General features: G+C 73.8%; 14 protein-coding genes. 5 read left to right on the forward strand and 9 right to left on the reverse strand.

Going from position 1 to position 12203, the window contains the following annotated elements:
• Nucleotides 1–8 precede the first annotated feature (8 nt).
• Complete coding sequence (locus tag ACIO92_RS03160; RefSeq protein WP_402281051.1) at nt 9–482, reverse strand: ATP-binding protein; 474 nt, start codon at nt 480–482, stop codon at nt 9–11.
• A 155-nt stretch (nt 483–637) separates the two neighbouring features.
• On the opposite strand from ACIO92_RS03160, the gene ACIO92_RS03165 reads away from it, so the two are divergent.
• From ACIO92_RS03165 to ACIO92_RS03175, 3 genes are all read left to right on the forward strand, one after another.
• Complete coding sequence (locus ACIO92_RS03165; protein ID WP_402281049.1) at nt 638–1489, forward strand: helix-turn-helix domain-containing protein; 852 nt, start codon at nt 638–640, stop codon at nt 1487–1489.
• A gap of 12 nt (nt 1490–1501) precedes the next feature.
• Complete coding sequence (locus tag ACIO92_RS03170) at nt 1502–1759, forward strand: hypothetical protein (protein WP_366442860.1); 258 nt, start codon at nt 1502–1504, stop codon at nt 1757–1759.
• Nucleotides 1760–2031: 272 nt separating this feature from the next.
• Nucleotides 2032–3006, forward strand: coding sequence for an acyl-ACP desaturase (locus tag ACIO92_RS03175; RefSeq protein WP_351780042.1), 975 nt, complete (start codon nt 2032–2034; stop codon nt 3004–3006).
• Between the two features lie 30 nt (nt 3007–3036).
• On the opposite strand, the gene ACIO92_RS03180 is transcribed toward ACIO92_RS03175, so the two are convergent.
• From ACIO92_RS03180 to ACIO92_RS03215, 8 genes are all read right to left on the reverse strand, one after another.
• On the reverse strand, nt 3037–3294 hold the full coding sequence (locus tag ACIO92_RS03180; protein WP_401237389.1) for a WhiB family transcriptional regulator: 258 nt from the start codon (nt 3292–3294) through the stop codon (nt 3037–3039).
• Nucleotides 3295–3340: 46 nt separating this feature from the next.
• Nucleotides 3341–4423, reverse strand: coding sequence for an LLM class flavin-dependent oxidoreductase (locus ACIO92_RS03185; protein WP_402281046.1), 1083 nt, complete (start codon nt 4421–4423; stop codon nt 3341–3343).
• A 3-nt stretch (nt 4424–4426) separates the two neighbouring features.
• A complete protein-coding gene (locus tag ACIO92_RS03190; protein ID WP_401237391.1) occupies nt 4427–5290 on the reverse strand; it encodes an ABC transporter substrate-binding protein in 864 nt (287 codons plus the stop codon).
• Nucleotides 5287–6105 (reverse strand): ABC transporter ATP-binding protein, encoded by an 819-nt coding sequence (locus ACIO92_RS03195; protein ID WP_402281044.1) that lies wholly within the window; start codon nt 6103–6105, stop codon nt 5287–5289. Before ACIO92_RS03195 ends, ACIO92_RS03190 begins: the two co-directional genes overlap by 4 nt.
• The gene (locus ACIO92_RS03200) at nt 6102–7163 is read right to left on the reverse strand and encodes an ABC transporter permease (RefSeq protein WP_402281042.1); all 1062 of its coding nucleotides are present in this window, start codon (nt 7161–7163) and stop codon (nt 6102–6104) included. The genes ACIO92_RS03195 and ACIO92_RS03200 overlap by 4 nt, the downstream gene beginning before the upstream one ends.
• Nucleotides 7160–8185 carry an ABC transporter substrate-binding protein gene (locus tag ACIO92_RS03205; RefSeq protein WP_366442855.1) on the reverse strand — a complete coding sequence of 342 codons (1026 nt, stop codon included), beginning with the start codon at nt 8183–8185 and terminating at the stop codon, nt 7160–7162. The genes ACIO92_RS03200 and ACIO92_RS03205 overlap by 4 nt, the downstream gene beginning before the upstream one ends.
• A gap of 144 nt (nt 8186–8329) precedes the next feature.
• Complete coding sequence (locus ACIO92_RS03210) at nt 8330–9358, reverse strand: ABC transporter substrate-binding protein (RefSeq protein WP_366442854.1); 1029 nt, start codon at nt 9356–9358, stop codon at nt 8330–8332.
• Between the two features lie 512 nt (nt 9359–9870).
• Nucleotides 9871–9984 carry a putative leader peptide gene (locus ACIO92_RS03215; RefSeq protein ID WP_366442853.1) on the reverse strand — a complete coding sequence of 38 codons (114 nt, stop codon included), beginning with the start codon at nt 9982–9984 and terminating at the stop codon, nt 9871–9873.
• 199 nt (nt 9985–10183) lie between these two features.
• Here ACIO92_RS03215 and ACIO92_RS03220 point away from each other — a divergent pair, with 199 nt between their 5' ends.
• Together ACIO92_RS03220 and ACIO92_RS03225 are read left to right on the forward strand one after the other, a co-directional pair.
• On the forward strand, nt 10184–10978 hold the full coding sequence (locus ACIO92_RS03220; protein ID WP_351780062.1) for an IclR family transcriptional regulator: 795 nt from the start codon (nt 10184–10186) through the stop codon (nt 10976–10978).
• A gap of 58 nt (nt 10979–11036) precedes the next feature.
• The gene (locus tag ACIO92_RS03225) at nt 11037–11723 is read left to right on the forward strand and encodes a TetR/AcrR family transcriptional regulator (RefSeq protein ID WP_401237400.1); all 687 of its coding nucleotides are present in this window, start codon (nt 11037–11039) and stop codon (nt 11721–11723) included.
• The last annotated feature ends 480 nt before the right edge of the window (nt 11724–12203 follow it).

The raw sequence follows: 12203 nt of genomic DNA on the forward strand, positions 1-12203 counted from the left end.
GACCGTCCTCACCAGTTCAGCAGCGCCCACGACTTGGTGCCGCCCTCAGGAGTGAGGACCGGCACGAGCCCCCAGTCGCCGCCGTGTTCGCCGACCGCCGCGGCGAGCAGCCACATGCCACGGCCGCGGCGGTCGCGGCACCGTTCGGCGGCGGCGGGCGAGGGGTGCGCCGGATGCTGGTCGTAGAGGACGATCCGCAGCGCCTCGAAGTGCCGGCGGACCCGCAGGAGCATCTCCCGGTCGGGGGTGAACCGGTGGGCGCCGGAGACGAGTTCGGAGGTGACGAGGGCGGCGGTCTCGCCGAGACCGGCCAGTCCGTGCCGGGCGAGGAGGGATTCGACCGACCGCCGGGCGAGTCCGGCGCAGTGGGCGCCGCCGGGGAGGAGGAGCGAGTAGTCGAGGTCCTCGGCGGCGGGAGGCACGGGCCCGGCCGCGCCTGCGGACCGGAGGGAACGCGGGGCGCCCTTCATCGAGTGGTTCACATCTCCTGTGCGTGGGGGTGCTTCCACACGGTCCGGTAGCCCCGTGTGAGACTTGCGCTACCGACCGTAGCGCACCCATGGAGCACGGTGCTACCACTTGGGGCCACTTGTGCCGTTCCGGCCGGATCGCGCCCACCACCGAGGGGAGACCGAGCGTGCCACCCAGGAGCAGTCCCACCGCACGGCAGCGGCGACTGGGGAGCGAGCTGCGCAGGCTGCGCGAGCAGTCGGGGATGTCGGCCCAGCAGGCCGCCGCCCTCCTGGGCGTCGACCGCACCCGCATCCCGAACATCGAGTCGGGCCGGTTCGGGATCAGCCCCGAGCGCGTCCGCACCCTCACCTTCAACTACGGCTGTCCGGACACCGGGCTGGTCGGCCTGCTCGCCGCGATGGCCCACGAGCGCGACCGGGGCTGGTGGGAGGAGCACCGCGGGATCCTGCCGCCCGCGCTTCTCGACATCGCCGAACTGGAGCACCACGCGGTCGAGTTGCGCACCGCCGTCACCACCCACATCCCCGGACTGCTCCAGACCGAGGAGCACGCGCGGGCCGTCTTCGACACCGCCGTCCCCCCGCTGCCCGAGCCCGATCTGGAGGCCCGGCTGGCCCTCCGGATGCGCCGCCGGGCGGTCCTGGCCGGGGACCCGCCGGTGCGGTACGAGGCGGTGGTGCACGAGGCGGCGCTGCGCATGAGGTTCGGCGGACCGGAGGTCGCGCGGCGGCAGCTGGAGCACCTCCTCGGGCAGTCCGAGCGGGGGAACGTCTCCCTGCGCGTCATCCCGTTCACGGCGGGGGGTTTCCCCGGGGCGGGCCAGTCGTTCACCTACGTGACCGCGTCCGTGCCGCAGCTCGACACCGTGCAGCTCGACTCCTCGCACGGCTCCCTCCTCCTCGACGCGCCCATGCAGCTGCGCCGGTACGGGAGCCTGCTGGAGCGGCTGCGCGCGCTCTCGCTGTCCGTGGACGCCTCGCGCGCACACGTTCGGACCCTCGCCCTGGACCTCTGAAGGACCCCGCCCATGAACGCCACGACCGGCACTCCGGCCGCCCCCGCCCCGACCGCCACCGGCCCGGACGGACGCCCCGCCCGCGCGATCGACTGGAGCGAGCCCTTCTGCAGCGAGGGCGCCAACTGCTTCCGCTTCGGGCTCGACGGGACCGGACGGGCGTACATCGGCTCGACCCTCGCCCCCGGCGCGTACGTCAGCGACTCGGCGGAGTCGCTGCGGGCCCTCATCCGCGCGGTGAAGTCGGGCGCCGCCGACCATCTGCTCTGAGCCCGCCGGGGCGCTCGGACGCGAGGCCGCCGGGCGCTTCCTCCGAGGTCGGCGGCGGTCTGCGCTCCGTAGTCGCCCGGTCGGCCCGAGGATGCTCCCGGGTACGTGACCTGCGTCTCCGGAACCCCGTCCGAGCAGCGTACATAACGGAACGTAATCGGACATCGCCGGGACGGGCTTGGCCGACGCCTTATGGAGCCTTAACCTACGGTCTCGTAACCTACGAACCCGTAGGTACGCCCGTATGCCCTTCTCCGTCCCCAGGAGTTCCCGTGACGCTCACCTCTCCCCCTCTCGGCACCTCGAACGGGTGGACCGACGCGCGGCTGCTCTACGCACTGGAGGAGGTCGTGGAGAAGGAGCTGAACCGGCACCTCAAGGTCACCAAGGACTGGATGCCGCACGAGTACGTGCCGTGGTCCGACGGCCGGAACTTCCCCGGCTTCTTCGAGGACGGCGATGCCTGGGAGCCGTCCCAGTCCAAGGTCACCGACATCGGCCGGATCGCCCTCGTCGTCAACCTGCTCACCGAGGACAACCTCCCGAGCTACCACCACGAGATCGCCAGCCTCTTCGGCCGCGACGGGGCCTGGGGCACCTGGGTGCACCGCTGGACCGCCGAGGAGGGCCGTCACGGCATCGTGATGCGCGACTACCTGCTGGCCTCGCGCGCCGTCGACCCGGACAAGCTGGAGCAGTTCCGGATGTCCCACATGAGCGAGGGCTTCGAGTCCGACAACCGGCACTCGATGCTGCACTCCGTGGCGTACGTCGCCTTCCAGGAGCTGGCCACCCGCATCTCGCACCGCAACACCGGCCACCAGTCCGGCGACCCGGTGTGCGACCGGATGCTGGCCCGCATCGCCACCGACGAGAACCTGCACATGGTCTTCTACCGCAACCTGCTGGGCGCGGCCTTCGAGATCGCCCCGGACCTGACGATGCAGGCCGTGCGGGACGTCGTGGTCGACTTCCGGATGCCCGGACACGGCATCCCGGGCTTCGAGCGGGCGGCGGCGCAGATGGCGATCGGCGAGATCTACAACACGCGCATCCACCACGACGACGTCCTCCAGCCCGTCCTGCGCTTCCTCAAGGTCCTCCAGATCGACGGCCTCGGCCCCGACGGGCTGCGCGCCCAGGAGGAACTGGGCCTCTACATGGACGGTCTGGACGCCGAGGCCAGCAAGTTCGACGTGAAGCTCGCGGCCCGCAAGGCCCGGATGGCCGCCCGCGCGGCCGGCTGATCCCCTCGGGAACGCGGGACGCGGACGGCTTCAGCGGCTCAGCCGCTTGAGCCGTCCGCGCTCCTTCTCGGACAGTCCGCCCCACACCCCGAACCGCTCGTCGTGGGTCAGGGCGTACTCCAGGCACGCGATCCGGCCCTCGCACGCCCCGCACAGCTGCTTCGCCTCGCGCGTCGACGAACCGGGGGCCGGGAAGAAGAACTCCGGGCCCGCCTGGGCGCACAGGGCGTTCTCACGCCACGAGAGGTCGGGGGCGGGGACGGTCAGCACGTCGGTCTCCATCTGCATGACCGACAGGCTGCCCCAGGACCGTAAACGCGCCATCAACGTTCGATCAATGGCGGATACCCAGCGCCGGGAGAACCGTCTCGGCGACCCGGTACGCCTCCTCCAGGAGCGGGTTGCCCGACAGGATGAAGGTGTCCACCCCCAGCTCCTGGTACTCCTTGAGCCGCTCCACGACCTGGGCCGCCGAGCCCACGACCGCCGTTCCGGGGCCGGGCCGGAAGAGGCTCATCCCGGGCCACAGGTTCGGATGGGTCTCCAGTTCCCGCGCCCGCGCGGGCACCTTCCCGCCGTGCTGGCGGAACTGGCGCTGCCAGCCCACCCCGTCCTCGCCCGTGTGCCCGCCGAGCTGCCGGGCGTACGTCTCCTCGCTGGTGACGTCCAGGAGCCGGTCGGCGGCGGCCCAGGCCTGGTCCTCGGTGTCCCGGACGATGAGGTGGAGCCGCAGCCCGACGCGGAGGGTGCGCCCGTGCGCGGCGGCCCTGGCCCGTACGTGGTCGAGCTTCTCCTTGAGCAGGTGCGGCGGCTCGCCCCAGGTGAGGTAGACGTCGACGTGCTCGGCGGCCATCTCGATGCCCGCCTCCGAGGAACCGCCGAACCAGAGCGGCACGTGCGACTCCTGGACGGGCCGCAGGTCGCGGAAGGAGGAGCCCGCGCCCCGGAGGTCGTAGAAGCGGCCCTTGTGGTCGAAGACCTCGCCCGCCGTGAGCCGCTTCACGATCGACCAGTACTCGGCGCTCAGCGCGTACCGCTCGTCGTGCTCGACGTGCAGCCCGTACTCGCGCAGGGCGGCGGTCGACCCGTTGACCACGTTGAACCGCAGCCGCCCCCCGAAGAGGTTGTCGAAGCTCAGCGCCATCTTGGCGAGCAGCGTCGGTGAGATCAGTCCGGGGTGGACCGCCAGCAGCGGCTTGAACCGCGTACTGGTGGAGGCGGCGAGCGCCGAGCCGAGCGGCCACACGTCGTACAGGTCGGTGGCGAGCAACGCGCCCGTGTAGCCGAGGCGTTCGACGGTTCCGGCGAGCTGCTGGAGATAGCGGAGGTCGACGGGGCGGCGGCCCGTCGGCTCCCACGGGTAGGCGCCTTCGCGCGGGATGACGTACCAGAGGACTTCGGGTGCCGGAGAGGCCATGGATCAGGCCTTCCGGGGCAGGGCGTCGGCAACGGTGACGGCGCGGTCGATGAATCCGGTGCGGTGGAAGACGTCCGCCGCCCGCTGCTGCTCGGCGACGAACTCCTCGGTGACCTCCTCGATCGTCCAGGGCAGCGCCCTCAGCGCGGTCTCCCAGTCGTCGGCCGAGCCGCCCTGGTCGGCGGCGGCGATCTCGGCGGCCTCGCGCGGATGCGCGGCGGCCCACTCGTCGGCCCGCCGCAGCGCCCGGGTGAGCGCCTCCACCACCTCGGGCCGCCCCTCGGCCAGGTCGCGCCGGGTGAAGAACACGGACCGGTCGCTGATGACCTCGCCGGTACGGACGAGGGTGCGCAGCCCGCCCCGGCGGCGGGCGGCGGCCAGCTCGGCGCCCTGCGCCACCCAGGCGGTGATCGCCCCGGCGCGCAGCAGCTCCTCGCTGTCGGCGCCGCCGCGCACCGGGGTGATGTCGGTGGCGTACGAGAGGCCCTCGTCGTCCAGCGCCTTGGCCACGAGGTGCGTCTGCCAGGAGCCGACGGCGAGGTGGACGGTGCCGCCCCTGAGGTCGGCGACGGCACGGACCGGGCTGTCCTCGGTGACGAGCAGCGCGCCGTGGTCGGGGCGGGGCGCGGAGACGGCGGTGTAGACGATGTCGTGCCCGGCGGCCTGCGCGGTGACCGGCGGGGTCGAGCCGGTGCCGCCGAAGTCGATGGTGCCGTCGGCGAGATGGGCGCCGGTACGGACACCGTCGGTGTACGGGTGCCAGGTCACGGTCTCGCCGAGGGCGGCCAGCTCCTCCTCGGCGTAGCCGAGCCGGGACAGGTGGTAGAGGGACGGGTTGCTGCGGTGGACACCGATGACGACGGTCATGCGGACGCTCCTTCGGGAGAGGCGGGGGCGGGGAGGGGACGGGGGTTCCCGGACGGGGGCGCACCAGTGCCGACCGGGGGAAGAGGGACCTCGGAGGGGTGCACACCGAGGTCGGCGAGGAGACGGCGGCGCAGGGCGACGAAGGCCGGGTCGCCGGGGTCGCGGGGGCGGGTCACGGTCACCCGCTCGTCGGTGACGAGCCGTCCGTCGCGCAGGACGGCGACCCGGTCGGCGAGCCGGACGGCCTCGTCGACGTCGTGGGTGACGAGCAGCACGGCGGGCCGGTGGATACGGCGGAGCTCCTCCACCAGGTCCTGCATCCGGAGCCGGGTCAGCGCGTCGAGCGCGGCGAACGGCTCGTCCAGGAGGAGGAGTTCGGGTTCGCGGACGAGGGCGCGGGCCAGGGCGACCCGCTGGGCCTCGCCGCCGGAGAGGGTGGCGGGCCAGGCGTCGGCGTGCGGTTCGAGGCCGACCTCGGCCAGGGCTCGCAGACCGGTCGCACGGGTGGCGGCCCCGCGCGGCAGGCCGACGGTCACATTGGCGAGGACCTTCTTGGAGGGGATGAGCCGGGGTTCCTGGAAGACGATGGTGCGGGCGGCGGGGACGAGGGCCTCTCCTCCGTCGGCGCCGTCGAGGGCGCCCAGGATGCGCAGCAGCGTCGTCTTGCCACTGCCGCTGGCCCCCAGCAGAGCGACGAACTCGCCCCGCTCCAGGGTCAGATCGAGGCCGTCGAGGACCGGCCGGGTACCGAACACCCGGCGCAGTCCGCTCACCCGTACGGCGGTGGTTCCGGTCGCGGGCGGGGTGGTGGTCATCGGGTTCCTCCTCCGGGGCCCGCCGTGCGCCAGGGCATGAGGACCCGCTCCAGGCCACGGACGAGGACGTCGGCGATCAGGCCGAGCAGACCGTAGACGAGGATGCAGACGGCGAGGATGTCGGTGCGGGCGTAGCTCTGGGCCTGGGACATCAGATAGCCGATGCCCTCGGTGGCGTTGATCTCCTCGGCCGCGATGAGCGCGATGACGCTGAGCGTCATCGAGAGCCGCAGTCCGGCGAGGAGCGAGGGCAGCGCCCCGGGCAGCACGACCTGCCGGACGATCGCGAGGCGGCCGAGTCCGAAGCTCCGCATGGCCTCGACGAGTTTGCGGTCGGTGCCGCGGACGCCGCCGCTGGCGGAGACGTACATCGGGAAGGTGGTGGCGACCGCGATCAGCAGGATCTTCGCGGTCTCGTTGATGCCGAACCAGACCATGAAGAGTGGGACGAGGGAGAGGAAGGGGATGGTGCGGAGGGTCTGGAGGGAGGAGTCGAGGAGTTCGTCGCCGAGCCGGGTGAAGCCGGTGGTGATGCCGAGGACGAGTCCGGCGGTCAGTCCGATGAGGAGTCCGAGGCCGGAGCGGGTGAGGGAGGTGGACAGGGCGTCGGTCAGCTGTCCGTTGCCCCACAACTCCCCCACCGCGTCGAGGACCTGGGCGGGCGAGGCGAGGACGTCGGGGGTGAGGAGGCCGGTGGCGGAGGCACCCCACCAGAGCCCGAGCAGGGCGACCGGGCCGAGGGCGCGGACGACGAGCGCGTACGGACGGGAACGGGGGCGGTTGATCTGGGGGCGGGGCACCACGAGCCCGGCGGTGGGGTCGACGACGGCGGACGGGGGCCCGGTACGGGTGCCGGCTTCGGGCCTCGGCTCCGGGTCGGGCCCGGACGGCGGCCCGGGGTCGGGCTCGGGATCGGGCCGCGGCTCGGTCCGGGCGGTGGGCTCAGGGGAGACGGGGGTCTCCCGGGGTGGGCCGGTCACCGGGGAGGCGGCGGCTTCCCCGGGCGCGGCGGGGGCCTTCGCGGCCCCGGCGGGGTGGGGGCTGGTCACGGCGGTCATGACAGCTTCTCTATGTCGAGCAGGTGGGAGGCGATGTCGACCTTGTTCGGCGTCACCTTCTGGTCGGCGTAGAAGCGGGCGACGGTCTCGAAGCGCTCGATGTCCTCGGGGCCGATCGGGTCGACCGTGCCGCCCTTGGCGGTGAAGCCGATCTGGATCTCCTTGGCCTTGCCGTTGACGGCGGTGGGCCCGGCGTCGGTGAAGACGTTGAGGTACGCGGCCGGGTCCTTCTTCTCCTTGGCGCTGTTCTCGCGCAGATACGCGTAGAGCGCCCGGACGACCTCGGGATGGTCCTTGGCGAAGCCCGAACGGACCGCGTTGAGGCTGTAGTTGTCGGAGCCGATGGCGGTTCCGTCCGCGACGAACCTGGCCTTGCCCGTGCCGAGTTCGGCGACGGCGTAGGTCGACCAGACGGCCCAGGCGTCGACCTGGCCCGCGTTGAAGACGGCCGCCGTCTGGTCGGGGCGGAGGTACACGCGCTCGACCCGGTCGGCGGGGACGCCTGCCTTCGCGAGGGCCTTGAGGAGCAGGTACTCGCCGGTGCCGCCCTTGTTGACGGCGACCTTCCGGCCGACCAGGTCACGGACGGAGGTGATGTCCGAGCCGGAGCGGACGAGGATGCCCTCGCCGACGGGGTCGGGGTCCGTGGCGGTGAAGAAGGCGAAGCCGGGGCTCTGGGAGAGCGAGGTGACGCCGGAGGTGATGGAGCCGGTGGCGATGTCGAGCTGGTCGGCGTTCATCGCCTGGGCGGCGGGGGCGAAGGGTCCGGCGCTGCCGGTCCACGCGACCTCGGCGCCGACTGCGGCGAGTGCCCGATCGAGGCTGCCGTCCTTCTTGCCCAGGGCGAGGACGCCCGCGTTGCCGGGGTCGGGGATGCGGACGGTGATCGTTCCCTTCCCTCCCTTCGCCCCGCCACCCGGACCCGAGGCCCGGTCCGTGGCGGAGTCCCCGCCGCAGGCGGTGAGGGTGGAGAGGGCGACGAGGGCCGCGAGCGCGGCGAGCGGCGGGGCGAGTGGGCGCATGACGGTCGTCCTTCGGGGATCGGGGAGACACGGGGAGGGGCGGGGCGGTGGGGCGGCGGGCAGTTACGGGGAGGGCGGAGTCTCGGCAGGGCTGGACGCGTCAGGGGCCGGATCCGAATCGTCGGTCGGCCGTGCCCCCGGACTTCACGGAACCGGCTGCGGGTCCGGTGCGGCGGACGGTGCCGTGGGCGCGAGGAGCCGGGCGCGGCGCAGCGGCTCCGGGTCGGCCCAGGTCCGTACGTCCACCGGTCCGGCCAGGAAGCCGTGGGCGCGCAGGGCCTCCTCCTGGCGGGCGAGCAGATCGAGCCGGGTGGCGGACAGGTCCGGGTGGAGGGTGCGGTGGGTGCCGGGCCGGTAGGCCCCCGCGACGCCCTCGGCCCCCGCGCCGGTCTCGGCGCCCAGGATGCGGGCGACCTCGGCGGGTTCGCCCGCGGCCCAGTCGGCGGCGCGGAGCAGGACGGCGAGGAAGCGGGCCACCAGGTCGGGGTGTTCGTCCAGGAGGTCCTGGTGCACGGTGAGGGGGCGCGGGGTGCCGTTGTTGACGCGGTGGGCCGGGTCGGGGAGTTCGTCCAGTTCCACGGCGACCTCGGCCCCGGCACGGCGGGCCGCCTCGACGGCGAGGGCGCCCTTCACGTAGACGGCGTCGACCTCGCCCCGGCGCAGCGCGTCGAGTTCCGCGGCCCACTGGCCCCGGTGCCCTTCGGCGGGTACGTCGACCAGGACGGCGTCGTCGAGTCCGTACCCGGCGGAGGCGAGCACACCCTCGAAGCCGCGCAGGGCCATCGCCCGCCAGAAGTCGATGGGGACGGAGTGCCGGGGCAGCGCGAGCCGGAGACCGCGCAGGGCGGCGGCGCCGCGCACCGGGGAGCCGGGGGCGACGAGCACCACCTGGCGTTCCTCGATCCAGGTGAGGCCGACCAGCCGGGTGCGTTCGCCGCGTGAACGGGCCCACAGCGCGGGCACGTTGCCGCCCTCGCGGAACAGTCCGGGCAGGGCGTGGGTGAAGTGGGTGGCGCGGTCGGCGCCGGGGTCGGTGTCCTGGAGCGAGCGCACCGCGATGCCGTCGGGGGCGAACTCCCCGGCCAGCCAGCCCCGGTCGGCGGCGACGCCGGTGGCGGTGGGGACGGGGCAGCGGGTGAACCAGAGCGTGTCGGGAACGGGGGTGTGCGGCATGGCGGGCTCCCAGAGGGGACGGAACGGCGGCGACCGCGCGCGACGGGCATCGGGCGGGGGCGGCGGCACGCCGGGACGGAGTGGGGTGGGGCTGGGCAGGGGCAGGGTTCGGGAAGGAGACAGGTGGCACGGGGGGCGTCGTGCAGGCCCTCGGCGCGGCAGCCACCGACTCGACGCCCCCGTGCACCCGGCACCCGGCACCCGGCACCCGGCACCCGGCACCCGGCACCCGGCACCCGGCACCCGGTCGGGAACGGTTTCCGAAGGGTGTTCGGTCCGGGCGGGCGCGGACCGAAGGCGATGACGGGGAAGGGCGGCGGGCCGGGTGGGCCGGGATACGGCGTACGGGGCTCCGGTGACGTGCCGGTCAGCGGATGCCGAGGTCCCGGCGGGTGGCACGGCGCGGGAGGCCGGTCCGGCGGAGGAGTTCGGTACGGCGCGGGAGTTCGGTCCGGGCGTGGGTCGTGCCCGGGGGAACCGTGCCGACGACCGGCGGCTCGGTGTAGCGGCTGTCAGCGACAGCCGGCCCCCGCGACGCGCGCCAGGTCTATGTGGCGGCGGCGGGTCAGCCCGAGCGGCGCGGGAGAGACGGTGGACGCGCGGTGCGCGGTGCGGTGTCCGTTCATGACTGGCCTGCTCCCTCCGGCTCGGTGTCGCTGCGGTGTCCTGGCCGGAACCTTGCCATGGATGTTCCGCCGACGACAACTCGGCTCCCACGATGTGGGATTGCGTATGAACGGAGTGTTTCCGACCTCACGGGGCACCTGATTCGGCTCCCGCCATGTGGGAGCGTGGGGACCCGATCACCCACGGGGAGCGAACCCTATGACGACCGAGGCCGGCATCGCCCGACCCCCGGCGGGCGCCCAGGCGGTCCGCCGCGCACTGGACGTGCTGCACTGTTTCCACGACAACGGGCCCGATCTGAGCGCCTCCGACCTCGCACGGCGGCTCGGGCTCTCCACCTCCACGGCGCACCGGCTCGCCCGGACCCTGCTGGGCGCGGGCTTCCTGGAGCAGGACGCCCGCACGGCCCGGTACCGGCTCGGGCCCGCGATGACGGAGCTGGGGCGGCTCGCCTACCACCAGCGGGGGCTCCATCTGGCCGCGCCCGAGCTGTCCGACCTGGCCGAACGGACCGGCGCCACGGCCGACTTGGCGCTGCGCAGCGGGCCGCACGTGATCATCGTCGCGGGCGGTTCGGTGACGCCGAAGGTGGGGCTGCGCCGACCGCTGCACTCGACGGCGCTGGGGAAGGTGCTGCTGGCCTGGCCCAGGGCGGGTGAGGCCGGGCCGCGTTCGCTGCCGCCGCTGCACGCCTTCACCGAGCGGACCATCGTCGAACCCCCCGTGCTCGCGGCCGAGTTGGCCCGCGTACGGGAGGCGGGGTACGCGCTCAACGACGGCGAGTCGGCCCTCGGGGTGCGGACGGTGGCCGTACCGGTCCTGGAGCGGACCGGGCAGGCCCGGTTCGCGCTCGCGGTGCGGGCGACACCGGAGCTGATCACCGACGCCCGGCTCGACTGGTATCTGGCCCAGGCACGGTCGTGCGCCCGTGCCCTTGAGGTGCTGCTGCTGACCCCGGCGGAGCGGCGCGACCCGGGGGAACGGGCCGGATAGCGGGTGCCCGTACCCCGCCGAGATGTCCGCACGGTCGTGCGTTCAGTATCATGGGCGGATGAGCGGCAGCACCGGGAACGGCACCGGGACCAGGACCGACGGGCGCGTCGAGCGCGGGAACCAGACCCGGCGGCTGGTGCTGGGCCGGACCATGGACATCGCCTCGGTCGAGGGGCTCGAAGGGCTGTCCCTGGGGCGGATCGCGACCGAACTGGACCTCAGCAAGAGCGGTGTCTTCGCCCTCTTCGGCTCCAAGGAGGAACTCCAGCTCGCCACGGTCCGCGCCGCCGTCGCCGTCTTCGCCGACCGGGTCGTCGCCCCCCTGCGGGACGTGCCGCCGGGTGCGGGCCGGGTGCGCGGACTGTGCGGGAACTGGCTGACGTACTCCTCGGAGCGGGTCTTCGCGGGCGGCTGCTTCTTCTACGCGGTGTCGGCCGAGTTCGACGCCCGTACGGGGCCGGTGCACGACGCGGTGGCCCGCGCGCGCGGCGACTGGAACGCCTACGTGGAGACGGCCCTGTCCGAGGCGCGCGCGGCGGGGGACTTCACCGCCGGCCTGGACGTGGAGCAGTTGGCCTTCGAGGTGATCGCCCTGATGGAGGCGGCCAACGCGCGGTCCGTCCTGCTGGGCGATCCCCGTGCCTACGCCCGCGCCGAACAGGGGATCGCGGCCCGTCTGCACGCCGAGGCCACGGCGCAGGGGCGGAAGGCCCTCGCCGCCGACCGGCCCGCGTCCGGGGAATAGCGCCACCCGGTACGCGGACCGGGCGCCACCACCACTCGCCTCGGAGCCTCGGAGCCCTCAGAGCCTCAGAGCCTCAGAGCCCTCAGGCCGAGGGAACGGCCGTCCGGCCGAGCTGCCGGACCAGGAAGCGGGCCGCGCTGTCGGCCTCGAACCTGGGCAGGCCGAAGCGCTTTCCCGCATTTGCGCGCGGGGGCTTCTCCTTCGAGACGAAGGCGTCGAACCGCGCGAGGCCGCCCTCGCGCGGGATGCGCTCGTCGCCCCGCTGGAGGACGAACTCGACCGGGACGGCGATCCGCCGCGCGGGCTCGATCAGCGCGTCGACGCCCCGCTCGTCGTCGGCCGTGCGCGGCCGGTCGCCGTGACCGGGCGCGTCGACGACGGCGACGTGGAAGCCGCAGCCGTTCGCCGGGCCCCGGGCCCCGGGCCCGGCCGAGCATCGCCGGGTGCTTCTCGTGGGCGCCGCCGCCGTGGCCCGTCAGG

It is taken from the genome of Streptomyces sp. NPDC087215, assembly GCF_044744885.1.
GTDB lineage: Bacteria > Actinomycetota > Actinomycetes > Streptomycetales > Streptomycetaceae > Streptomyces.